Below are 24,182 nucleotides of genomic sequence, written 5' to 3'. Positions count from 1 at the left end.
GCCGTCAAGGTAAAAACTTTGCTTCCAATTAAACAACTCCGGTTTCCAAAGGGGATTATTCCCTTTGGCCGCCGGAGGCATTTTTTAATAAATTCTTTCTCCACCATGTCTTGCGCCAGTTAAGTTTTGATTCGTCTGTTCGCAGCGGCAGTACGCATGCTTCATCGATCTCCTGCAACTCTTCGGTATTTTGGTCTTTGAGCCATGCTTCGAATTTTCTTGTAGTATCGGCCTGTTCTTCTTTCTTCTTCCTTTCTTTCGCTACATTTTTAATCTCCAGCAATACTTCAGCTTCCCGTTTGGCATTGGCAAGAGCCTGTTCATTGGGCGTCATAAATCCTACGGGCCTGCGCCATGTCCCTTTGTTTTTCAGGGTGGCGAAAAGGTAGTTACAGATTCCTTTACGGGCCTTGGGAAAGGTTTTGTTTTCCAGTTCAAAATGGGCTGCGTGCAGTGAATTCTCAATATCGAGAATCGTCTCACCGAAACTGATACGGTGTTTAACAATCTGACGGAGCTGATCAGGACCGAAGTGTTCACGATGCAGGCAGGCCCATAGAATCTGAAATTCATCCACGCTGATACTGAGCAGACGGTTCGCCCACCTTTCTTCTTCCGAATTTTCATCAAAAGATAGATTCTTTATCTGTCTATCTAATATAGGCGGCTGCCGATACCGATCAGCATCCGGTGCCGGGCAGCCCGTTGATCCCTGCATATTGCCCGAAAATAAAGGGATTCCAGCTTCACTGTGTATACGCTCAGCATTGGTCACAGCATATCGCTCAGGAGCGGTTTCAGGATTGGTAACATTGCAGGTATGATACGTGTCAGGTCCGCTAACAGAAGCATAACAGCGTTCAGCATCAGTATCAGGCGCGGCTGGATATGCTTTTAAAAGTTCTCGCAAACGGGTTGACTGCGGCTTGTTTTCGGTCAGGATAATGCCGAACCGTGATCCACGGTCATGAGTCTTTTTAGTAAATATTCCAGCTTTATGAGCCTTGCTGATAACTCTTCGTGCGGTGACTTCACTGCACTTTGCCTGCCGTGCAATTGTCTGGATTACCAGCCCTGTTTCATTCTGCCCGCTCTCAGTGAATCTGTCACAGATGATACCGAAGATGCGTTTCCCCTGATCGGAAAGACACTGGAACATCCGGTCCGTTTCATTTTGAGGATTAAGCATAATGCCTGCAACAGCTGGGCTTGCAGCCTTTTTACTGCCCTCAGTGTACAGATACCGTTCAGTTTCAGTTGCATGCTCTTCATACCGACCGCTTTCGGTATCAGCATCATAACAGCTTTTAAATGCAATGCATTTGTCTTTGTGCAGGGTAATGACTGAACCGAACCTGTGACCGGAACGACTTATTCTGCGCTCTAACAGGCCGTATTGCTGTGCCTTTTTAAGGTTACGCAGTACGCTCAGTTTGCTGCAACGGGCTGTAGTTGCAAGGGTGGATATAACAAAAGGGAACGGTTCACCAAATGCCGGAGCACAGTTGATAAGTCCTACGATTATACGTCTGCCCGTATAAGAAAGTTTGTTATAAATTTTATTTTCTTGAGTCATTCTCTGTCACACCGTGGTCTAACGAGTTAAAATTACGTGCTAGCAGGTACTTACACCGCTACAGCTCACCAGTTTTACCGATTGTGGTTAGCTGCACGCCCGGACATGAAACAGGAGACTCGGGTCCGCTTACTAATTAAAATTCATGAATTATTTATTTATGAAAAACTTCTCACATTTTTTTGAACCAGCGTTTGCTATAGTCCTCAGTATGGATTATGATCATGAGTAAGTCTCTTTAGATATGCACCCGTGTCTAGTCGGCTAAGCTTTGCCGATAGCTGGAATTGTAATCTCTTTTCCCACTTTTTCGGGAGGATAAATGGAGCTTCTTGATCTTGGAAAAAAGCCTGTAAGTGATGCAAGCCCAGCCGGAAAAGATGCCCGGTATGAGCCTGAATATGATGAGTTGCAGCAGGAAGTTGATAAACTTACCAGTGTTACTGGCGGGATTATTGACTGGAAACATGTTGCAAAGCTTTGTTCTGCAATTCTTCTGAATAAATCCAAAGATATGAAAGTTGCTTCCTATCTGGGAGCGGCCCTGATTCAATTGAAGGGGGTAGAAGGTCTTTCTGTCAGCACACAGATTCTGCTCGATCTGGTCACTGAATACTGGGATACCATGTATCCTGCTAAAAAACGTATGCGCGGGCGTTTCAGTGCTGTAAAATGGTGGGCGGAAAATGCACAGAAATTTCTTCAAAATTATGATGGTCCTGACTTAAGCAAAGACGATGCTGAACTTCTTACTCAGCGTTTAGTAAATCTGGATCAGGCGTTATCCGAGACATCTGAAGAAGCGCCTGCGCTGCATAATCTGCTGGGTTATGTTGACCGCCTGCCTGTTGAAGCAGGACCGGAGGAAACAGCTGAACCTGACGAACAGTCCGGTTCAGGGGATGCTCCTTCAGGCTCCGTTACAACTTCTACACCATCCACCGGCCCTGCTGCTGTGGGGAATATCAATTCCGCTGACGAATGTTCAGCCGAGCTTAAAAGCGGCCTTTCCTATTTTTCTGCTGTTTCAGCCTATATGCTTGCCAACGATCTTCCTAATTTCGTGGGGTATCGGGTCAGAAGGCTCAGTTCATGGATGCTTATTTCCGTACCTCCTCCTGCGCAGGGTGGTAAAACTATGATTCCTCCTCCTGACAGCTCGGTAAAAAGTTCTATTGAAGCTCAGCTTGCGGCAGGGGATTTCTCCGGCGCAGTGCAGGCTGCCGAATCCAGAGTCGGAGAATTTCTTTTCTGGCTGGATTTAAGCCGTTTCACAGCCGAAGCTCTGGAGGGCATGGGCAGTGATTATGCCGATGCCAAAAAGAGCATTGAACTTGATATTTCACATTTTGTGGGCCGGTTAAACGGCCTTGAAGCTTTATCTTTTTCAGACGGAACGCCATTTGCGGATGCTAAAACAAAAAGCTGGCTGCGTTCTATGGGGAAATCTTCCGGGCAGGATTCTTCCGGCTCTTCAGCTCCTGATTCTGAGAGTGCAAAGGTGCTGTCCAAGGCATCCGAGCTGGTAAATAGTAAAAAATTATTTGACGCAGTCAGCCTTATTCAGGATAGTTATAATAGGACTCCCTCTTTGCGTGACAGCTTTTTATTGCGGCTTGGCCTGATCGGAATTCTTACAGATATGAATCAGAGCGGGCTTGCCCATGTGCATGTTATGGAGGTGCTTGATCATATTGAGCATTTCAACCTTGAAAATTGGGAGCCGGATTTGGCTTTAAATGGTCTGAAGGCTGTCTACGAGGCGCTTATTGCCGAAGGCAGCGAAGATTCTGCGGCTCTGGCAGTTAAGACATTACAGCGTTTAGGCAGGATCAGTCCTGCTGATGCGCTTAAAATAAACGGATTGAATTAAAGGCTACGGCAAGAAATTTCAGAACGATTTACCGGAGGTCGAAAACATGGCGAAAGAAGGCTCAGTAGCCCCTAAAGAAAGAGTGAACATAGTTTACAAACCGGAGACCGGAGATGCGAAAGAAGAAGTTGAACTTCCTCTCAAGCTCCTGGTCATGGGTGATTTCACTCAGAAAGAAGATGAAAGAATGGTTGAAGACCGTGATCCTGTGAACATTGATAAGGACAATTTCAATGATGTTCTTAAAGCGCAGGATCTGGAACTCAATATCGGTGTTGATAACAGGCTCACCGATGAAGCTGATGCTCAGATGGCAGTGAAGCTTAAATTCAACAGTCTCAAGGATTTTGACCCTGATCAGATTATTAATCAGGTTCCTGAACTGCAACAGCTCATGGAGCTTCGCGAAGCTCTCAAGGCCCTTAAGAGTCCTCTGTCAAATGTACCTGAATTCAGGAAAAAGGTGCAGAGTCTGGTGAAGGATACAGGCGCACGTGAACGGCTGCTTAAAGAACTCGGAATTGAGTAAGGGGGCATATAAATGGCTGAAGAAAAACTTGAACAACAGGAACAGGCCGCAGAGAGTACTGCTGAAGGTTCTCTGCTGGATGATATTGTAGAAGCTACTAAACTTAAGCCCAGTGATGAAGCTTATTCCGTTACCAAGGCAGGGTTGCAGGCTTTTCTTGAAGAAATGGTCAAGCCTGAACGTGAAGGAGCCAAGGTTTCCGGCAATCTGGTTGATGACATGCTGGCCCAGATCGACCAGAAGCTTTCTGCACAGATGGATTCTATCATTCATAACAAGGAATTCACGAAGCTTGAGTCTTCATGGCGCTCGCTCAAGTTTCTGGTGGACCGGACAAATTTTCGCGAAAATGTCCGTATCCAGCTCATGAATGTGTCTAAACAGGATCTGCTTGATGACTTTGACGATGCGCCGGAAATTACTAAATCCGGTCTCTACAAGCAGGCCTATACTGCCGAATACGGCCAGTTCGGCGGACAGCCTTTCGGGGCGCTTATCGGTAATTATGATTTCGGTCCCGGCCCGCAGGACATGAAGCTGTTGCAGTACTCCGCCTCGGTTGCAACCATGACTCATGCTCCGTTTATCGCGGCTGCCGGACCGGAGTTTTTCGGCATTGAAAAATGGAGCGAGCTTCCTAATCTCAAGGATCTGAAATCTATTTTTGAAATGCCGCAATATGCCAAGTGGAATTCTTTCCGCGATTCTGACGATGCACGCAATGTGGGCCTGACCCTGCCTAAATTCCTGCTCCGCCTTCCTTATGGTCAGGATACTCTCCCTGCAAAAAGCTTTAATTATCAGGAATCCGTTACAGATGGAGATGATGATTTCTGCTGGGGCAATACTGCTTTTGCCTTTGCATCCAAGCTTACAGATTCATTTGCCAAGTATCGCTGGTGCGCCAATATCATCGGTCCGCAGGGCGGCGGGGCTGTTGAAGATCTGCCTCTCTATCAGTACGAGGCTATGGGCGCAGTCCAGACTAAAATTCCTACTCAGGTGCTGCTCTCAGAACGCAGGGAATACGAACTTGCGGAAGAGGGATTCATCGGCCTGACCATGCGTAAAGGAAGTGATAACGCAGCCTTTTTCTCTGCCAACTCTACCCAGAAACCGAAATTTTTCGGAACCAGCAAGGAAGGAAAAGAAGCAGAGATGAACTACAAGCTGTCCACGCAGCTTCCGTACATGATGATCATGGATCGGCTGGCCCATTACATAAAGGTTATCCAGCGTGAAAACATCGGTACATGGAAAGAGCGTGGCGATCTTGAACGTGAACTCAACACATGGATATCGCAGTATGTGACTGAAATGGATAATCCTGCGCCAAGTGTCCGCAGCCGCAGACCGCTGCGCATGGCCAAGATCGAAGTAAGTGATGTGGAAGGTGATCCGGGCTGGTATTCTGTATCGCTGAAAGCTCGTCCCCATTTCAAGTACATGGGCGCAGCATTCACCCTGTCTCTGGTCGGTAAACTGGAGAAAGAATAGTTCCGTATCCCAATGCCGGCACTGTCTGTGACAGGTTTTCCGGCAGTGAATCAAGCAATTCTAACATGAAATTTGAAGGAGAAGGATCATGGCTTTAACTTCGTACATGAAAGTAACCGGCAAGACTCAGGGACAGATCAAAGGCGATTGCACGCAACTTGGCGATAAAAAAGATACCATGCTCGTTTATTCTATCGATCATAATGTTGAAATTCCAAAGGATACACATACCGGACTGCCCACCGGACAGCGTATTCATAAACCCTTTTCTGTAGTCAAACATGTTGATAACGCCTCACCGAAACTCGCTCAGGCATGCTGCAAAGGCGAACAGCTCACCGTTGAAATCGATCACTACCACATCGACCCCACTGGACTTGAAAAGAAATATTACACAATCAAAATGGAAGAAGCCATTATCGTTAACCTGCACAGCTTCAAACCAATGACCTTTCTAGAAGAAAATAAAGCGTATCACGATATGGAAGAAGTCAGCTTCACCTATTCAAAAATTACCTGGACCTACGCTGATGGAAATATCGAATACACCGACGATTGGAAATCAAGTTAAAGAACTCTCAGATCTCTCCGAGGTCCAGAGAACCCTTTTTAAAGGGTTCTCTGGCCTCTCCTAAACTTTTTATTAAGCTTCGCATTTTGTGATCGGGTAATTTTAAATTTCTAACCCAACTAAAAGTTTTTGGGATTCTCAAACCCTTTTTCCCAAAAGGGTTTAAGCCGCCGGAGGCATTCTTGAACGAGCAGCGGTTGTTGGAGCGTATCAGGTTTATGGAGCAGGACCCTGACAGGCGGGATGTCGCGGAGCCGGGTCAGGTGGTTAAGTCTATTCTGAATTACCTGCGTATGATTCTGAATACGAGGCAGGGCAACGCTCAGATTGCTCCTGATTTCGGTGTACCTGATTTTACGTCTATGATCGGTGCGACTGGTCTGGACGCTGTTCGTGACATTGAGGAATCGATGACGGAGGTCATTCTTAAATATGAGCCGAGACTTGAGAACGTGAAGATAGAGTTTATTCCTGACGAGGACATGCCCTTATCTCTGCAATTCAAGTTGCAGGCCAAGCTTGCGCTGGAGGGTCATGACATGCCTGTAGTTTTTGAGACTGTGCTGGACCCTGACGGCCGTATTAATATTATAGACAGCTGATATTATGATAGAAAAATATTACGAAAGAGAACTGACCCACCTGCGTGAGCTGGCGGTTGAATTTTCGCAGACTCACCCTGCACTGGCTCCTATGCTGACCGGTCCGGGCGCTGATCCTGATGTTGAGCGTCTTCTTGAGGGCTCGGCATTTATGTCCGGCATGATCAATCAGAAGCTTGATGATGAGTTTCCAGAGATCGTGCATGGTCTGGTTCAGCTTGTTTTTCCTCATTATTTAAGACCCATACCATCGACAACTATTATCAAGTTTACCCCTAAAGCGAGTTTGATGGAAACGGTCAAGATCCCCTCCGGTTCGCAGCTGGCATCTATTCCGGTGACTGGAACCCAGTGTACTTTTTCAACCACTTTTGATGTCGATCTGCATCCGCTGACTATCAGCCGGGTGGAGATGACGCAGCGTGCGGGAACATCTGGAACATTAATTATCGGTCTTGAGCTTAAGGGCATGACGCTTGATGAGTGGGATGTCTCAAGTCTCAGATTCCATTTAAGCGGTGATGCGGCGGCAGCTTCAGCACGGTATAAGGTCCTTTTTGACTGCATCAAGGGGATGTATGTGAGTTCTTCTTCCGGCTCGGTAGCCATGCTGGGCCCGGGAAATATTAAGGCTGTGGGTTTTGAAGATGAACAGGCTCTGCTGCCTTATCCTGCACAGTCCTTTCCGGGCTACCGTATTTTGCAGGAGTATTTTATCCTGCCGGAAAAATTTCTTTTTTTTGATGTAACAGGTCTTGAAAACTGGCGTGGACGTGGTGAAGGAGGCAGTTTTGAGATAGTTCTGGAATTCGATAACCTTCCTTCTGATCCTATTCGGGTGAGTAAAGAGCATCTCTGCCTTTTTGCAACTCCGGCGATCAATCTTTTCAAGCGTGATGCCGAACCTGTTTCGCTGGATCATAAGCGTCCTGAATATCAGGTGCGCCCGTCGGGTGAATCCGGCGGGGATTATCAGGTTTATTCCGTTGATTCTGTAGCCGGATATGTACAGGGTACGGTGGAGGAGAGGGCTTATAAACCTTTCCAGATGTTTAATCCGCAAGCCGGTGAAATGCCTGTGTATACGGTACATCACCGCCGTTCTCCTGTGCGGGACAAGACTGATCTTTTTGTTTCGGTGGCCTATCCTTCCAAGGGCAATGAGCCCCGGCTTGAGACTCTTTCCATGTCACTCACCTGCACTAATGGCAATCTGCCTGAAAAGCTTCGTTACGGTGATATTTCAAAGCCGACCGAGACTTCGCCGGAACTGGCTACATTTGAAAATATCCGGCAGCCCACTTCGCCTGTACAGCCTCCGCTCGGGCAGAATCTACTCTGGCGGCTGCTTTCTCATCTTTACATCAATTATCTTTCCGTTGCCGATGTGAACAGTCTGCGGGCAATGGTTAAGCTTTACGTTTTTACCGATACACGTGACCGGGCTTCAGTCGTTGCCAATACTAAACGGGTGGAGGCAATCATGGGTATGGAGGTGAGCGAAGGAGACCGTCTGGTGCGCGGACTGGTTATGCGCGGGCGGGAAATCAAGATGTCCCTGACCGGAGAGGGCTTTGCAAACAGCGGCGACATGTACCTTTTCAGTTCAGTGATGAATCGTTTTTTTGCAGGCTATTCATCGGTGAACTGCTTCACACGCCTCACTGTGGAAGATACTTTAAATAAGGAGATGTACCAGTGGAATGCGATGATCGGAGATCGCCCGCTTCTATAATCGGAAATCTGCTGGAAAACCCCGCAGAATTTTCTTTTTTTCAGGCTATCCGTTTGTTGCGCCTGCACTCCAAGGCGTGCACAGGCAAAGAACTGGAAGAATTTTTCAGCGATCATCTGCGTGTGCGCCCTCAGCTTTCGCTTGGATTTCCCGCAACTGACCTGACTGATATTGAGGAAACCGAGCGTGAAGACGGTGACCGCTACCGCCTTGAAACAACATTCATGGGGCTTTACGGGGCATCATCTCCTCTGCCGGTCTTCTATACGGAAGAGCTTCTAACCGAGGCTTCAGATGATAAAACGGTTACCCGTGATTTCATCGATATCATCAACAACGATGTCTATATTCAATTTTTCAGGGCATGGAGCCGCTCGCGGCTTATGCTTAAAGTTCTCGATGAAGAGGACTGGGCATGGATGGAGCGTCTAAACTGCCTGCTTGGTTTCGGGCACAGGGAATATCTGGATTATGTTCCGGAGGAATGCCGCCAGCATCGTCATATCGGGCTGTTCAGCCAGTATCCGCGAAGTGCGCTGGGCCTTAAAACACTGCTTAAAGATTCACTGAAACATGATGATGTACGGGTTGAACAATGCGTACTGCGAAAGGTCAAACTCCCTGAAGATCAGCGCTTCAGTCTTGGGCTTTCGTCAAATGTTCTGGGTGAATGCACATGGATAGGTGAAGAGGTTGAGGACCGTACCAGTAAATGCGCCATTGTCATTCGTGAACTGGGGGCCACATCGTTTCATCGCATGCTGCCCGGAGATGGTGACGGTGATAAACTTGACAATCTGGTGCGCGGTTATCTGGTGGAGCCTTTTATGTATGATCTTGTTCTGGAAATGCGTCCGGGCGAGGCCAATACCGCTATTTTAGGCGGTGAACAATGGTCTTCTCTGGGCTGTGATACATGGACTTTTTCCGGCGGACACCTTGAACATGCCAAAGCTGTTTTTCCAAATGACGGCGGGCGGGTTCATACGAAAGGTTAAACAATGCAGGGCTGAAAAACAATGAGAGGGTATAAGTTATGATAAATGTTGATATGAAAAATCTGCTTTCAAAACTAGGTACTTACAGCACAAACGCTTTGCACAATGCAGCCGGTTTATGCGTTTCACGCACTCATTATGAAGTTTCAGTCGAGCATTTTTTTCTGAAATGCCTTGAAGATGTGAACAGCGATCTACCTCTTATTCTTCGTCAGTACGGCGTGGAGCCTGCACGGCTCACCGCATCACTTTCCGATGTTCTGGAAGATTTCAAATCCGGTAATTCCGGCAAACCTGTATTTTCGCCCATGCTGATCGAGCTGTTTGAAGATGCATGGCTGATTTCATCGGTGGAACTGGGCGATACCCGTATCCGGTCCGGTGCGGTTCTGCTGGCCTTTCTTGCCAAGCCGAATTTTTATGCATCCGGTTCATATGCAAGCCTGCTTGCCGAGGTCAGCCGTGAATCGCTTTTAAAAGAATTCTGGACCATTACCAAACAAAGCGTTGAGTATAAACTTCCTGCCTCCGCTCCCGGCGCAGGGGCCGGTGTATCTTCCGGTCCTGCAAAAGGAGATGGCGGATTCATTGAACGGTTCTGCATAGATTTTACTGCCAAGGCTAAAGAAGGCGGTATTGATCCCGTCTTCGGGCGTGATCCTGAGATGCGTCAGATGGTCGATATTCTGGCCCGCCGCCGCAAAAATAATCCCATTTTAGTTGGTGAACCCGGCGTTGGTAAAACTGCCGTTATCGAAGGTATGGCCCTGCGTATAACCGAGGGCGATGTGCCTGAAGTTCTGAGCGGTGTAACTCTGCTGGGTCTTGATATGGGGCTTCTGGAAGCCGGAGCGGGTATGAAAGGGGAGTTTGAAAACAGACTTAAAGGGGTCATTGACGAAATCAAGTCCAGCGAAACTCCGATTATCCTTTTTATTGATGAAGCCCATACACTGGTGGGGGCCGGAGGTTCCGCCGGAGGTGCGGACGCAGCCAATCTGCTCAAGCCTGCACTTGCCAGAGGTGAACTTAAGACCTGCGCCGCCACAACATGGACGGAATACAAGAAATATTTTGAAAAAGATCCTGCGCTGGCCCGCCGTTTTCAACTGGTCAAGCTGGCAGAGCCTTCGGTTGATACTTCAACCATAATTCTGCGCGGCCTGCGGGACAGTTATGAAAAATCACATAAAGTAATTATCCGTGACGATGCCTGTGTTGCCGCCGCTGTTTTTTCAGACCGCTATATTGCGGGACGTTTTCTGCCGGATAAAGCAATTGATCTGCTGGATACGACCTGTGCAAGGGTGAAGGTCAATCTTTCGGCCAAACCGGCAGTGCTGGAAGATTGCGAGCGCACAGTTCAGGCGTTGCTGCGGGAGAAAAAGGCCGTTGATCGTGACCGCACCAACGGTGTTGCCGTTGATGAAGCACATTACAAGGAAACAGATGCTCTGATCGAATCCAAAACTAAAGAGGCCGATGCCATCCGTGAACACTGGCTGAAAGAAAAAGAAGCCGCGCACGTTGTCCTTGAAGCACGGGCAAAGCTTCAGGAGGCTGTCACCGGAGAGAGGGCTGCTGAAGCTGATATTGATGCAGCAGTTACCACTGAAGACAGTGCCGAAACATCAGCCGAAGCAACCGCTGAGAAAGGGAACGAAACCGGAAACAGAGCTCCGCTTGAGACTCTTCAGGAGCAACTTGATAAAGCGGATAAGGCTTTAGCTGAGTTGCAGGGCGAAAACCCCATGGTTCAGATTGAGGTTACACCCGACCTGGTGGGACGTGTAGTTTCCGACTGGACCGGAATTCCGGTTGGTAAAATGGCCCGTGATGAGGCTAAAACCGTTGTTGATCTTGATGTCCGGCTTAAAGAGCGGATCAAAGGTCAGGATCATGGACTTGCCGCTATTGCTGAAGTTATCCGTGCCTCCAAGGCCGGAATCAAAAATCCAGATCAGCCTATCGGTGTATTTCTGCTGGTTGGTCCGTCCGGTGTGGGTAAAACAGAGACAGGACTTTCACTGGCTGATCTGCTTTTCGGGGATGAACGATCGGTTGTAACAATCAATATGAGTGAATTTCAGGAAAAACATACCGTATCACGGCTTATCGGTTCGCCTCCGGGCTATGTGGGCTACGGTGAAGGCGGTATGCTTACCGAGGCTGTACGCCGCCAGCCATACAGTGTTGTGCTGCTTGATGAAGTTGAGAAGGCTCATCTGGATGTCATGAATACCTTCTATCAGGTTTTTGACAAAGGTCTGCTTACCGATGGTGAAGGCAAGGATATCAACTTCAAGAATACCATTATCATTCTGACTTCTAATCTGGCGACAGATGTGATTCAGGAAATGACCGGAGAGGGCGACGATATGCCGCTGGATGCCGTGGTTTCTGCGGTGCGGCCTATTTTGTCCCAGCATTTTAAACCGGCTCTGCTGGCCCGTATGAACGTTGTTCCCTACGTGAGCCTCAATCCGGAGGCCATGAAGATGATCACCCGGCTCAAGCTCGGTAAGCTCAGGAAAATGCTGCTGAACAATAATAAAATGACGCTGGAATATGATGAAGCTGTTGTGGATCAGATAGCGGCCCGCTGCACGGAAGTGGAGACCGGAGCCCGTAATATTGAATATATCCTTAACGGCAATGTTCTGCCGCAGATGTCTAAAAAGATTCTCGGACATATGACTGAAGGCGGCATGCCGACCTCGGTGCATTTAGGTGTTGCCGATGACGGTTCATTCAGTATGGAATTCTCCAACGATTAAGGTTCATAGAGGGTAATGATATGGCAGACAGCTCCAAGCCTAAATTCACATTTGAATCCAAAGCAGTAGATAAGAATACTTTCAGTGTCGTGAATTTCAAAGGCACGGAAGGACTTTCCTCCATCTACCGTTTCAGCATCATGCTTCTTTCGGAAAAGAGTGATCTGGACCTTGATTCTATCCTCCAGAATCCGGCCTCACTGACCATTAAACGCAGTGACGGAGATATTCCTTTTCACGGTATGCTTGCGTCATTTGAGCAGCTTCATAAAGCTTCGGGGGTGATTTTCTACCGTGCCGAGCTTGTTCCTAAATTATGGTGGACCACATTAAGTCACTGCAACCAGATTTTCCTTAATGAAACAGCGCAGGATTTTCTGGGGGACGCTCTTAAGAAAGCAGGTCTGAAGCAGGGGCTTAATTTTGATTTCAAGCTTCAGGGGTCCTATCCGTCATGGGAATATATCTGCCAGTATGATGAATCGTATTTCAATTTCATATCCCGCTGGATGGAGCGGGACGGTATGTATTATTATTTTGAACAGTCCGATCAGGGCGAGAAGATGATTATAACTGACACCCATATTTCGCATTCGACAATGCCTGAGGGAACATCATTAATCTATTCTCAGCCCAGTAATCTGGATTATACTAAACGTGAGGAGATAGTTAAAAACTTCATGCTCAAGCAGCAGCCGCTGCCTAAAAAGGTGGTGCTGAAGGATTATAATTACCGCAAACCCAGTCTGGAGATGAAATCCGAGGCCATGGTTTCCCAGCATGGTATGGGTGAGATTTATATTTACGGTGAACATTTTCTGACTCCGGGGGACGGTGATAAACTGGCTGAGATCAGAGCTCAGGAGTTTCTGTGCCGTGAAAAGGTTTTTCATGGAGTATCAACGGTTCCCTATGTGCGAACCGGATACATTTTTGAAATGAAGGATCATTACAGGCAGGATTTTAATCAACGTTATCTGACTACCGAAGTACAGCATGAAGGAAGTCAGGAAGCGTATCTTGTTTCCGGTCTGGGACTGCATCTGAATAAAGATGAGGACCGTCTTTACTACCGCAACTCATTTTCATGCATTCCGGCCCAGACCCAGTTCCGTCCCGAGCGTAAAGCTGTGAAACCGAAATTTTCAGGTTCCATGAATGCCAAGGTTGATGCCGCCGGCAGCGGTAAATATGCCGAGCTGGACAGTGACGGCCGTTACAAAGTGATCCTGCCTTTTGATGAATCAGGGCGTGACAAGGGTAAGGCCACCACATGGCTGCGTATGGCTCAGCCCTATGGAGGAGCTGATCATGGTATGCATTTTCCGCTGCATAAGGGTACGGAGGTTCTGCTTACCTGTGTGGACGGCGACCCAGACCGTCCGATTATTCAGTCCGCAGTGCCGAATCCTGAAACTCCCAGTCTGGTTACCGACAAAACCCAGACCATGTGCCTGCTGACCACCGGAGGGCAGAATCAGATTCATATGCAGGATATGAAGGGCAGTGAAAGCATAAAACTTTATACTCCCGGATCAAAGACAACCTTGCGTATGGGCTCACCGGCTAATGATGCACCCACTGCCACCCCGCCTCCCAAGAGTACTGACAGTGGCGGCGACAGTGGCGGCGACAGTGGCGGCGATAGCGGAGGGGACAGCGGTGGCGACAGCGGAGGGGATGACGAAAAGACCCTCTGGGGATTCAAGTTTGAAACAGCAAATGACTTTCACATTGAAGGCTATAATTCCAGAACTCTTTTTCTGGGTAACGAGTTTAAAACCGTAGCGGGTAGTTCCGAAGAAATTATTCTGGGCAACGATACCAAAGTTTTCGTACTTTTCAAGGATGACCTGCGCATCGGCGGAGCTCTCGGAATCAATGTCGGACCTGCTAAAGAGTTTTCAACCAGTAAGAGTGAACTTGAGCTTGAGGTGGAACATTTAAAAGGAGAACAGACAAAGATAATCGGCGAGCAGACCAGAATGTCCGGCGAAATGACCAATCTGAACGTCACCTGCGCAGATATGAATGAAAATCTGGCTACTGTTCAGGGTGAGTATGATGAGCTTTCCGCTTCTCACAATACCTTGAAGGGCGAAACCTCCAAACTTGCCGGACAGTCAAGCAAACTCGCCGGACAGGTTGACGCTGTCTGGGGTGAAATGGATACCGTGGCAGGTAATCTTACCCATCTGTGTGGAGAGGTCACCGAACTGTCAGGGGATAAATCCTCAGTTATAGGTGTTATGGCTAAAAGTATCGGAGACAGCACCAAGCTTATCGGAACCAGCTCCACCGTTACTGCCGAAACCAGTTCTATCTCAACAGAAATGAATAACATTGCCGGATTAATCAACAATATCTAGCCACGGATGATATGAAAATATTCAAGGAAAAACAGCATTCATTCTTTCCCCGTCCGCTTGGTATCGGCGATAAGTTTTATCTGAGCGTCGGGATCATGGTTTTTTACGACCTTAATGATCCCGATAATCTGCTGACTGAACAGGAGCTGTGGAAAACCGTTCCCGGAGAACTCGGCGCAAAACCTGTGATTGATCAGGGTGTACCCAAGCCCCGAAGCGAGTTTCTGGTGACCGGATCATGCCATGCCCCGCGAGGTACAAGCCGTCCGGCTTCGCAGGTGCGGGTACGGGTCGGGGATGTAGATAAAAAGCTCAATGTTTTCGGCGACAGGTATTGGAAAAACGGGTTGATTACCGAGGCAGAACCTTTTGTGGAGATGCCAGTGGTCTGGCCTAATGCCTACGGCGGTGACGGATTTGCAAAGAATCCGCAGGGCAAGGGCATTCATAAAGTTCCCATGCCCGACGGCGGGGACGCTGTTGTGCTGCCGAATATAGAACTGCCGGATCAGCAGATAGGTTCACCGGGGCAGAAACCTGATCCTGCCGGATTCGGGCCTCTGGACATGATGTGGCCCCAGCGGACCCGAAAGAACGGGACTTATGATGAGAAATGGAAAAATGAACGCTGGCCCTTTTTTCCCGATGACATGAATTATGAATATTTCAACATGGCCTGCGAAGATCAGTATGCACAGGACTTTTTCAAGGGCGGGGAAGCTGTAACTATTGAAAATATGAACGCCGACCTGCTCCGTATTGAAAGTTCATTGCCAACACATAGAATGCGCTGTTTCGTGACTCTGAACAGTAAGTTTAAACCTCATGTTTTTCCGGTGGGACCGCTTCCTTCACATCAATTGAGCGAGACTGATGAGTTTCGTGAAGTCTCAACCCGCCTTGAAACCGCATGGTTTTTCCCGTCCATTATGCGGGGGCTGCTCATTTATCGCGGTACAACTGAAATTGTTGATGAAGAGGGCGCTGATGTTATGCGGGTCCTGATCCGCCATGAAGAGCATGATGCAGATCCGAAATCAATTGAACATTACCGCGACCTTCAGATTCAGCTTCTTGACCGTGGCGTTGATATGGATATGTCCGCCGCTGATGAGGCTATGAAAAAGGCACAGAAAAATCTGCTCAAGGTTAAAAATATTCCTAAGTTCGCCGATGATATCCGCCAGAAAGCTCTGGGAAACAGACCCGTAATGCCTGCTTCAGAACCGGAAGAGATGATGGCGAAAGCAAATGCCATGATTGCCGAGCATAACGCCCTGCTGGATAAACTTGAGGTCATGGCAAAAAAAGCCCATGCCGAACACGGTCATCTGGTGCAGATCAATCTGGGTGTTTTTGATAAATTCCGTGGTAAGCTGACTGCCATAGGCAGTAAGATGGAAGAGACTACAGGTAAGCTTTCAGCCGCTAAAAAAAAACTTGAGGCAAGCCGCAAGGCCGCCATTAAGGATCTGTCCGGCAAGCTGAAAAAAATTAAGCCGGAACATCTCAAAAAGGCCGGACTCGATCCTGTTGAAGATATACCCGAGGATTTTCCTTTTAATAAAAAAGTCAATCCATGGCATGACCGTGGTTTTCCACTGGTGGCGCAGGGTCGCAGAAATCTGGAGAATGACCCGAAAACAGTTCGTAAATTAACGGATCTAGGCCTTGATCGTAAAACTCTGAAAAGAGCGTGGATCGGTGCTCTTGATGAGGAAACTGCTCATCTGCCCGCAGACTGGGGGCTGGAAGGTGATGATGAATTCCGCATTCCGGCCGGAGTAATCATTCCCCGTTTTGACGGTCCGGTCCTTAACCGTATCATGCGCTGCGACGTTGATCCTGATAATCTCAATGAATTTCTGGTTCCAGGATCAAACGAAGAACCATTGTTTCTGCCCAGTTCAACTCTTATTGACCTGCCGTCACTGCCTGCGGCTTCCGGTGCGCCTGTAATTGCCGTGGCTGATGAATTGCAGGCTTTGTTCATGGAGCAGGAGGCCGGGGACTGCTGCTCGGTGATCTGCCTTGCCTCGCCGAAGGATAAACCGGGCAAGGATGCGGCTGAGGCCCTTAAAAATGCACAGGCTTTTCTGATAGTTCAGCCTGAAAAGTGGGCTGAGGACCGTAAGCTTAAAGATGTCTGGGCGCAGTGGAAAGAGACGCACAAAACAGCTGAACCTATTGAACTTGAGCACGGTGTGAATGTTTTTCAGTCTCATAAAAAGGGCAGTGATATCCGGCAGTGGGTTCTTGATCATCTGCCGAAAGAATATGCCGGAGAACACGGCATTGATATGGCAGCCCCTGAAGAGGGCAAGTCTCCCGGAGATGATTTTCTAAAAGGAATTGTACCGCCTTTTCCAGATATAAAAGCCCTTGCTTCCGGCATCAAGGATGAAGTTAAAAAAAGTATGGAGGCCAGATTTGCACCGCTTAAGGCCAAGCGGGAATCCATGCTGGCAGAAGTAAATGAAAAGATTGCCAAGTACTCCAAGTACGATATCAATCCGTCGAAGATTTCAATGGAGACACGTGTCGGCAGTAAGAAATCTCCAACTGCAATCGCCTCTGAAGTTGCTGAAAAAATCAGGAGCAAGGCCGCCGATCTTAAAGCACGTAAAATGATCGACCCGCTCAAGGCGGAAGAGATGGAGGCAGAGGCCGCAAAACTTGACGCCCTCGGAGTAAAGTCCGAGGCAATGCAGGCTGATCTGCTTGGTAAATTCAAGATCAAAAAGCTTGAGCTTAAGGAGGGACTTAAAAAACTTAAAGACCGTGTACCGCCTGAAAAAGCTATTCAGAAACTCAAGGAGCACGGTCTTGATCCCGAGGCCATCCGGCCTTTGACCCGTGAACAGGTGCAGCATATGTATGATCAGGGCAGGCCGTTTGCCGGAGCAATTCTTTCAGGTGTGGACCTTTCCGGCCTTAATCTTTCCGGCGCAGATTTTACCGGCTGTCAGTTTAAAAAAACCAATTTCAAGGAAGCTGATCTTTCCGGCGCAAAGCTGGTGCAGGTCATGGCCGGCGGAGCGGATTTCAGCAAAGCGATACTCAAAGGAACCATTCTTGAGCGGGGGCATTTTGCCAAGGCCGTATTCAAGGGCAGCGATCTCAGTCAGGCGCAGGCCAGACAGGCAGCATTCAAAGGAGCCGACTTTTCAGGAGCCAGCCTTTGCAACGCTGATTTCGACATGTCTATTCTGGAAAAAACCGATTTCACCAAGGCCGATCTTTCCGGTGCCTGCATAAACATGAGCATGGTCAGCGGCAAAGCCGATGAAGCGGATTTCCGTAATGCCCGGATTAAGAAATGTATGTTCAAAGGCAGTTCTTTCAACAAAACTGATTTCAGCAAGGCATCAATAAATGAAACTCTTTTTAATGGTGCCACAGGTGAGAAAGTTAAATTTATTTCTGCCAATCTCGATAAAATAAGGACCGGACGTAATTGTGAATTCAAAGGAGCAGATTTCACCAATGCCAGCCTCAAAGGAGGCGCTTTGCGTGAAACGGACCTGACCGGAGCTGATTTTCGCGGCGCAGATTTTGAGAATGCCATGGTCGATAACAGCATGCTGGTCGAGGCGAACTTAAACGGAGCATCTGCCAAGGGCGCACGCTTTAATAAGAGTAATCTTGAGGGCGCAACCATGCGGGCTTTCAACCTGTTTCAGGGTGGATTTCGTAAAGCCCGGCTGGTTGATACAGATCTGCGCGGCTCCAATCTCTATGCCGTTGATTTTTATAAGGCCGTTGTAGGCAGAACCCGTTTCGAAGGAGCAAATTTGAAACGCAGCCAACTGGATGGAAAACTTGATCTGCTGGATGAAGAATAATGAGCACAATGAACCGTGAACAGATACTGGCAGCCATAGCCGATAATCAGACTTTGAAAGATGTTGATCTCTCAGGGGCGGATCTTTCCGGTGCGGACCTGACCGGAGGGCGTTTTCATTCCGTTGTCATGCAGGGTGTGAATCTATCCGGTGCAAACGTACTCAAGACCGGATTCAAGAACTGCGATTTCAGCGGGGCGGATTTTGAAAATACCGATCTCACCAAGGTAAATCTGCAAGGTATGAGTCTTGCCGGGGCTAATCTTAAAAACGCCAGAATGCACATGGCAACCCTGCAAAAAACCGATTTCTCCGGCGCTGATATGCAAGGGGCTGAGCTTAGCTGGTCCATGGCGCAGCATTCGAATTTTGAAGGAGCAGATATGCGCTCCATGAAAATTGTGAAGTCCGTCATGTCTCATTCAAATCTGGATAAGGTCGATATTCTCGGCTCCAGTCTCGACCGTGTTGTCTTTAACGGGTCAACCTTTAAAGGGGCAAAGTTAAAAGGTGCAACCTGTTTCAAAATCATGATGCGGGGCGCAGACCTTGAGGGGCAGGATATTTCGGGGCAGCTCTTTTCGCAGGTATTGCTGGACAGTGCCAATTTGAAAGGAGCCGATTTCTCCGGCGCTGACATGAGTATGTCCAATTTCATGGGCGCAGATCTCAGCGGTGCAAATTTCCGTGGTGCCACCATGCGCAGCTGCATGTTCAACGGTGCGGTTGTCCGGCAGGCTGATTTTTCCAACGCCGATCTGACCAAAAGCTATTTCGGCGGTGCTGATGCAACCATTGCGGATTTTTCCGGCGCAAATATGGTCCATGCAATTTTTGCCAAAGCCATATGTCAGGCCACTAAATTCAAAGGTGCTCATCTACAGCATTCTGATTTTTCTCACGCTGACCTTACTCACGCAGATTTCAGCAGAGCCTCCATGTATCGGGCCAGGCTGCACTGTATAATTGAAAAAGATACCAGATGGGACGGAGCTTCGCTCATCATGCTGCAAGGCACAGACAAAGATCTCGAAGAAGCTGAAAACTGGTTTCACAAAGCATAATAAAATCCGGAGGAAATATGAATAATCTCGCTAGGCAACAGGAAAATATCAGTCCGCAGCTGGAATATGCAAAAGTCGTGGCTGTCACCGAAACCGTCCGGGTCAGTACCTCTTTCAGCGAACTCGATGCAAGGCGCGCCGTCAGCTGTCTGGTCCGGCCCGAAGCCGGTGATACTGTACTTATATCTATTGATCAGCAGGGCGAAGCATGGGTGCTGTCCGTACTCATCCGTGAAGAACAGACACCTACCGCACTCGAAGTAGAAGGGGATACCCTGCTCAGAGTCAAAGGCGGAAGTCTGACCGTTGCACCGGATACCGGACTTAACTGCATCACCGCAAAAGCCGCCCTGCAATCAGACGACATAGAAGTTGCCGCCGGAAAAATTTCCCTGACCGCCAGGCTGTTCAGCAGCAATATCAGCCGTGTAAAAAAAGTGGCCGGAACCATTGACGATATCAGCCGTGAATTCACCCGTCGGACCATGAACTATTTTCGGTTCACCAAAGAAAACGAAGAGTGTCAGGCCCGGTCCAGCAGGCAGCTGGTCGAGGAAACCATGACCGTTCACAGTAAGAATACCGTCATAGTCTCAGAGGAACACGTAAAAATAGACGGTGAACTTATACATATGGGATAGCTGTATATAAATTGTGTCGGTTGTGTTTTGATTGAAATGAGTAGCCTCCGGCGGGCAAAGGACCCGCGGCCCTCTGCACTTCCGTATTTGATTGAAAGAGTAGCCTCCGGCGGGCAAAGGACCCGCGGCCCTCTGCACTCCCGTATTTGATTGAAAGAGTAGCCTCCGGCGGGCAAAGGGCCCGCGGCCCTCTGCACTCCCGATTAGGGGCTTTTAAAAAAGTAAAATATTCTGACAAAAAGTTGATAGTGTGTTATAAGGGGAATAGTCTGGTTCGCTGTTTTTTTAAAGTTCTTGAATTTTTCTGAGTTATTGAAGTGTTAGATGGTTCCGTCAGCTGTAAATTATTTAATAAAAAGTTTAATAACTGAAACAGCCCCAGTCAGGGATTCCAAAGGGGATTATCCCCTTTGGCCGCCGGAGGCTGAGTCTTACAAATGGTCGCCGGAGGCTGAGTCTTACAAATGGCTGCTGGAAGCTAAACCTTACAAGGACAATATATGTTTGCATTAACAATGGGTGCGGGTATGGACATGGGTTTTCCAGATGTTTGTTTAACGCCGGTTGGACCTGTTCCGGTTCCGGTTCCTTACCCGAACATAGCGGAATCGGCGACTACGGCTCCGGCTGCTTATAATGTTCTGATGGATTGTATGCCTACGTTGAATCAGGTTTCGCTTGGTCTGGTCAGTGAGGGAGATGAACCGGGTGTTGAGATGGGGGTTGTTTCGCATCTGGAATCGGGCCAGACGGAATATATTGTGGGCTGCATAACTATTATGGCGGATGGCCTTCCGGTTCAAAGGCTGACCAGCGTTACGGGCCAGAATTGTCTGGCCGTTTTGCCCAATGCGCCGGGTGTTTGTATCTGTCCCAGCCAGTGTACTGTTCTTACTTTGGGTTAAGTGAGGGTATTTCATGACAAAAAGTGTTTTCATATCCATCCTTGAGAAGGACGAGTCAAAGGGCAAGGGACTTTTTCAGACGGTGAGCAGATATGGTTTAGCGGTTAATGGTCATTTCTGGTCGGACAATCTGGAGAAAATGGAATGGGCCGGACCAGTTGCTGAGATGGAAAAGCCGGAAGTCGGGGTGTGGCTGATCAAAGGCAGTATGGCCAGCTATGAAAATCCTGATATCCGCTTCGGGCTTGGTATGCTGGCTGCTGCGGTTCAGGCTCGCCGTGGATATGGTTTCCCCGTTCTGTGCATCTGCGACGACGGTGAACTTGACGTGCAGACCCTGCCGACAATGCTGAGAAATGCGGAAGTTGTAGATGAGGGTAAGCTGGGAGCAAAGCTTGCGGCAAAGGCTAATATGCCGATTAAAAAGATTGAGCCGGAATATAGATTTGATCTTTATCCGCTGCCGAGTCTGGGACTTTGGCTTGAGGTAGGTCCTGCTCCGGGGCATTCATGGAACGGGGTTATGCTTGGGGTCAGCGGCGGCGAGGTGGTCGCACACGGTGCAGGTCCCGCGGGTATGCTGCCGGAAAAATGTGTGCTGAATTATCCTATGCAAGGTCTCAAGCTGGAGCTTGGCGGCAGGGAATATGTGGCATGGGCGGTGAAAAATGAGCTGGATGAGGGGTCGTCATATTTTGTTAAAATTTCCGGCAATCCGGACAGCCTGCTTTTCGGAGAGTTCTCCGAAGGTTCTGACGCGGAATTGTTTTCGCTTGCTTTAAAGTAGGCTAGTCGGTTTTAAATAAAGCCCCGTTTCGATTTAGAAGCGGGGCAATTTTTTTGCCTTTTAAGTATGTCTTACCAGTTGAATCCAAAGGAAAAACTGGATTGTCCTGATAAAATTTCGGAAGCGGCACTGAAACTTATTTCAAGGGGGATGAATGTTCCGGTGTCTTCTTTGGCTGAGACTTTCAGATCATCCGGCTCCGGCAGTCCCATATTCTGGATAAACAGGGATATTGCAGTCCTGAGGTCTGATTCCAGATTTTCGATTTCATCACGTTTGACGGTTGAGAGGTGGATGAGAAAGTTGATGAGCTGAGAGAGAAACAGCCTGAATCGCAAGGGGCCGCCGTCCATGGTGATATCTGCGGTTACAAATACCTGATCCCGTCCTTTTGTTCCTGCCAGCGCAATAATTCCGGCCTGTTTGAAATCTGCGAGTCTGTCTGTGCCGGGCAGCATTTCAAGGGGGGATGGCTCAGAACCAGCCGTCATGGGACGTTCTTCAAGCCGCACTGAACCTCGATCGGCAAAACGGGTGGGGCGTCTGTGCATTGCAATGCTGCGGACGCAAAGTGCGGCAATGGCCCAGGGAGCATTTATCCATAGCGGATCAGTTTCTGAAAAAGATCTGGGGCTGAATCCTGATTCCGGCTGGTACAGCGGGCGGGCCATAACGGAGTCTACACATGGAACGGTCCAGCCTGCGCCGGACATTTCTACTAATGTTTTCCAGCGTCCGTATTCGGCCCCTTCCAGCAGGCCGGGGATGAATCGCACTGATTTTAATTCCTGCCAGTCTGATATTTCAAAGAACTGCGGGCCGAGTGCAACTGCTGCCGGAGCCATCATGGATTCGGCAAAAGTCATGATCCTTTCCAGTTCGACCATTGAGCGCGGTGAGTTTGAAAGTGATCGGTCGATCACAATTAAATCCGGCGGAGTATCGGCAAGCAGGGTTTCCAGCTGGTCAAATACCGGCAGACAGTTTGCGTCAGATAAAGGAACAAGGATGAGGTTTACAGTGGGAATTGTGCCTGATGGAGCCTGCATGGCAAGAAGCTGAGCTCCACGCCAGGCTGATTCCATGCTTCTGAAAACCGGATTACTGAAAATGGTTTGTAATATTTTTGCGTGCAGTGAATCAATCTGGCTGATGACGCTCTGGTTACCTGATCTGCTGCCCGTTCCTGAGTCCGTACCTGAATCGACCATGGACAGGATATCCTCAATTGCACTTGTTTTGGCGGCTGCTGCGCCGGAAGGAGAAGCCGCAGGAATGTCTATCAGCTGTGCGATACGTGGAAATTTGGAATTAAGGTCTGTGGCAGCCCCTCCTTTCTTGATATAGTCAGCGGCCTTGGTAAGTTCTTTGAGAAAGGCTGTTTTCTTTGAAATGTTTTTGGGCTTGAAATCAGCCATGCTTTTGATGCTGATAGCAATGTTTGCGTCCGGGCAGATGGATTTATCAATCGGAATATCAATATTGGGGGAAAGCTGAGCCACGGCATCATTAAGAGAAAGAGTGTCGGCTCTGATTACCGGCGGGGTGTCTGTTTCAAGGGACGGTGAAAAAGGTGCAAGGGCCAGTACGCAAAAAGGAAGTTGGGTTATATTCATGGAAACTCCTCGGACTTGCCGTCTGATCTATAAAAGTTACACTTTTTTGTCACTTCTTCCTTATTACCGTATAAAATGAAATTTGGGAAACAGAGACCCTTATTTAGTCAATATTTTTTATCAAGCATCGACATTAATTTCTTTTGTGTGTAGATTAAGTAATAGGAGTAGTATTTTTTTATATTTGGGACCCAACTGCATCCGGAGGTCTGTTCATGCGCTTCAAGTACTCTGTATTTTTGATTGTTATGCTGCTGATTTTCGTTGCCGGTTGCGGTGGAAACAATAAACCTGTTGATCCGACTACTGTAACTACACCGGCATCAAGTCCTGATCAGATGAAATGGACCTATCAGGTTAATGCTATTACTTTCAAACTTGTCGCTGATAAGAAACTCAATGAATACAACGGGGTTCCCCATACATTGATGCTTTGCACGTATCAATTGTCCAATCTTAATAAATTCAATGCCCTGGTTTCCAATTCTGCAGGGCTGAGCAAGCTTTACAACTGCACCAGCTTTGATCCCTCTGTAACTCAGGTCCAGCGTACTTTTGTACAGCCGGGACAGAATGCAACCGTTGCCATGGACCGTGCCGAAGGTACCAGGTTTGTCGGCGTGGCGGCTGCTTATTATGATTTGCAGGGCGGCGGAGCTACACGCACATGGCAGATACCCATGAATGTTACCGAAACAGGAATGCTTTTCTGGTCTGATACTTGGTATGCTCCAGCTAAGCTGGATGCGATGATAATTCTTGGTCCACATGAGATTCAAAAAGTCGGAGAGTAATGA

General features: G+C 48.3%; 17 protein-coding genes. 15 read left to right on the top strand and 2 right to left on the bottom strand.

Annotated features, from left to right (window positions below; translation table 11 throughout):
- Positions 1-55: 55 nt before the first annotated feature.
- The gene (locus H589_RS19685; protein ID WP_051249723.1) at positions 56-1,576 is read right to left on the bottom strand and encodes a hypothetical protein; all 1,521 of its coding nucleotides are present in this window, start codon (positions 1,574-1,576) and stop codon (positions 56-58) included.
- A 322-nt stretch (positions 1,577-1,898) separates the two neighbouring features.
- Between H589_RS19685 and tssA the strand changes: the two genes are divergently transcribed.
- The 14 genes from tssA to H589_RS0110855 all read left to right on the top strand — a co-directional run bounded on the left by tssA (position 1,899) and on the right by H589_RS0110855 (position 21,769).
- Positions 1,899-3,449, top strand: coding sequence for a type VI secretion system protein TssA (tssA, locus tag H589_RS0110925; RefSeq protein ID WP_027722045.1), 1,551 nt, complete (start codon positions 1,899-1,901; stop codon positions 3,447-3,449).
- A 46-nt stretch (positions 3,450-3,495) separates the two neighbouring features.
- Complete coding sequence (tssB, locus tag H589_RS0110920) at positions 3,496-3,978, top strand: type VI secretion system contractile sheath small subunit (RefSeq protein WP_027722044.1); 483 nt, start codon at positions 3,496-3,498, stop codon at positions 3,976-3,978.
- Between the two features lie 12 nt (positions 3,979-3,990).
- Positions 3,991-5,475, top strand: coding sequence for a type VI secretion system contractile sheath large subunit (tssC, locus tag H589_RS0110915; RefSeq protein ID WP_027722043.1), 1,485 nt, complete (start codon positions 3,991-3,993; stop codon positions 5,473-5,475).
- An 88-nt stretch (positions 5,476-5,563) separates the two neighbouring features.
- On the top strand, positions 5,564-6,046 hold the full coding sequence (tssD, locus tag H589_RS0110910) for a type VI secretion system tube protein TssD (protein ID WP_027722042.1): 483 nt from the start codon (positions 5,564-5,566) through the stop codon (positions 6,044-6,046).
- Positions 6,047-6,228: 182 nt separating this feature from the next.
- A complete protein-coding gene (gene tssE, locus H589_RS0110905; RefSeq protein WP_027722041.1) occupies positions 6,229-6,648 on the top strand; it encodes a type VI secretion system baseplate subunit TssE in 420 nt (139 codons plus the stop codon).
- A 4-nt stretch (positions 6,649-6,652) separates the two neighbouring features.
- Complete coding sequence (tssF, locus tag H589_RS0110900; protein ID WP_027722040.1) at positions 6,653-8,383, top strand: type VI secretion system baseplate subunit TssF; 1,731 nt, start codon at positions 6,653-6,655, stop codon at positions 8,381-8,383.
- Positions 8,347-9,381 carry a type VI secretion system baseplate subunit TssG gene (tssG, locus tag H589_RS0110895; RefSeq protein ID WP_027722039.1) on the top strand — a complete coding sequence of 345 codons (1,035 nt, stop codon included), beginning with the start codon at positions 8,347-8,349 and terminating at the stop codon, positions 9,379-9,381. The genes tssF and tssG overlap by 37 nt, the downstream gene beginning before the upstream one ends.
- A 38-nt stretch (positions 9,382-9,419) precedes the next feature.
- Positions 9,420-12,158 carry a type VI secretion system ATPase TssH gene (gene tssH / locus H589_RS0110890; RefSeq protein ID WP_027722038.1) on the top strand — a complete coding sequence of 913 codons (2,739 nt, stop codon included), beginning with the start codon at positions 9,420-9,422 and terminating at the stop codon, positions 12,156-12,158.
- A 20-nt stretch (positions 12,159-12,178) separates the two neighbouring features.
- The gene (locus tag H589_RS0110885; RefSeq protein ID WP_027722037.1) at positions 12,179-14,527 is read left to right on the top strand and encodes a type VI secretion system Vgr family protein; all 2,349 of its coding nucleotides are present in this window, start codon (positions 12,179-12,181) and stop codon (positions 14,525-14,527) included.
- Between the two features lie 11 nt (positions 14,528-14,538).
- Entirely contained in the window at positions 14,539-18,372 is a 3,834-nt protein-coding gene (locus H589_RS0110880) for a DUF2169 family type VI secretion system accessory protein (protein WP_027722036.1), read from the top strand.
- Complete coding sequence (locus H589_RS0110875; RefSeq protein ID WP_027722035.1) at positions 18,372-19,436, top strand: pentapeptide repeat-containing protein; 1,065 nt, start codon at positions 18,372-18,374, stop codon at positions 19,434-19,436. The genes H589_RS0110880 and H589_RS0110875 overlap by 1 nt, the downstream gene beginning before the upstream one ends.
- Positions 19,437-19,453: 17 nt before the next feature.
- Positions 19,454-20,077 carry a DUF3540 domain-containing protein gene (locus tag H589_RS0110870; protein WP_027722034.1) on the top strand — a complete coding sequence of 208 codons (624 nt, stop codon included), beginning with the start codon at positions 19,454-19,456 and terminating at the stop codon, positions 20,075-20,077.
- A 500-nt stretch (positions 20,078-20,577) separates the two neighbouring features.
- Positions 20,578-20,982 (top strand): DUF4150 domain-containing protein, encoded by a 405-nt coding sequence (locus H589_RS0110860; RefSeq protein WP_027722032.1) that lies wholly within the window; start codon positions 20,578-20,580, stop codon positions 20,980-20,982.
- 13 nt (positions 20,983-20,995) lie between these two features.
- The gene (locus tag H589_RS0110855; RefSeq protein WP_027722031.1) at positions 20,996-21,769 is read left to right on the top strand and encodes a hypothetical protein; all 774 of its coding nucleotides are present in this window, start codon (positions 20,996-20,998) and stop codon (positions 21,767-21,769) included.
- 71 nt (positions 21,770-21,840) lie between these two features.
- Here the strand turns inward: H589_RS0110855 and H589_RS0110850 are convergent, their stop codons facing one another.
- The gene (locus H589_RS0110850; RefSeq protein WP_027722030.1) at positions 21,841-23,385 is read right to left on the bottom strand and encodes a type VI secretion system contractile sheath domain-containing protein; all 1,545 of its coding nucleotides are present in this window, start codon (positions 23,383-23,385) and stop codon (positions 21,841-21,843) included.
- Positions 23,386-23,600: 215 nt separating this feature from the next.
- Between H589_RS0110850 and tssJ the strand changes: the two genes are divergently transcribed.
- Positions 23,601-24,179 carry a type VI secretion system lipoprotein TssJ gene (gene tssJ / locus H589_RS0110845; RefSeq protein WP_027722029.1) on the top strand — a complete coding sequence of 193 codons (579 nt, stop codon included), beginning with the start codon at positions 23,601-23,603 and terminating at the stop codon, positions 24,177-24,179.
- Positions 24,180-24,182 lie beyond the last annotated feature (3 nt).

This window comes from Maridesulfovibrio zosterae DSM 11974 (genome assembly GCF_000425265.1).
Taxonomy (GTDB): Bacteria; Desulfobacterota; Desulfovibrionia; order Desulfovibrionales; family Desulfovibrionaceae; genus Maridesulfovibrio; species Maridesulfovibrio zosterae.
This window is presented reverse-complemented; position numbering and strand designations above follow the sequence as displayed.

Coding starts and splice junctions, on each gene's coding strand:
- H589_RS19685 (WP_051249723.1), bottom strand. CDS start 1,576: ATGACTCAAGAAAATAAAATTTATAACAAACTTTCTTATACGGGCAGA.
- tssA (WP_027722045.1), top strand. CDS start 1,899: ATGGAGCTTCTTGATCTTGGAAAAAAGCCTGTAAGTGATGCAAGCCCA.
- tssB (WP_027722044.1), top strand. CDS start 3,496: ATGGCGAAAGAAGGCTCAGTAGCCCCTAAAGAAAGAGTGAACATAGTT.
- tssC (WP_027722043.1), top strand. CDS start 3,991: ATGGCTGAAGAAAAACTTGAACAACAGGAACAGGCCGCAGAGAGTACT.
- tssD (WP_027722042.1), top strand. CDS start 5,564: ATGGCTTTAACTTCGTACATGAAAGTAACCGGCAAGACTCAGGGACAG.
- tssF (WP_027722040.1), top strand. CDS start 6,653: ATGATAGAAAAATATTACGAAAGAGAACTGACCCACCTGCGTGAGCTG.
- tssH (WP_027722038.1), top strand. CDS start 9,420: ATGATAAATGTTGATATGAAAAATCTGCTTTCAAAACTAGGTACTTAC.
- H589_RS0110885 (WP_027722037.1), top strand. CDS start 12,179: ATGGCAGACAGCTCCAAGCCTAAATTCACATTTGAATCCAAAGCAGTA.
- H589_RS0110880 (WP_027722036.1), top strand. CDS start 14,539: ATGAAAATATTCAAGGAAAAACAGCATTCATTCTTTCCCCGTCCGCTT.
- H589_RS0110875 (WP_027722035.1), top strand. CDS start 18,372: ATGAGCACAATGAACCGTGAACAGATACTGGCAGCCATAGCCGATAAT.
- H589_RS0110870 (WP_027722034.1), top strand. CDS start 19,454: ATGAATAATCTCGCTAGGCAACAGGAAAATATCAGTCCGCAGCTGGAA.
- H589_RS0110860 (WP_027722032.1), top strand. CDS start 20,578: ATGTTTGCATTAACAATGGGTGCGGGTATGGACATGGGTTTTCCAGAT.
- H589_RS0110855 (WP_027722031.1), top strand. CDS start 20,996: ATGACAAAAAGTGTTTTCATATCCATCCTTGAGAAGGACGAGTCAAAG.
- H589_RS0110850 (WP_027722030.1), bottom strand. CDS start 23,385: ATGAATATAACCCAACTTCCTTTTTGCGTACTGGCCCTTGCACCTTTT.
- tssJ (WP_027722029.1), top strand. CDS start 23,601: ATGCGCTTCAAGTACTCTGTATTTTTGATTGTTATGCTGCTGATTTTC.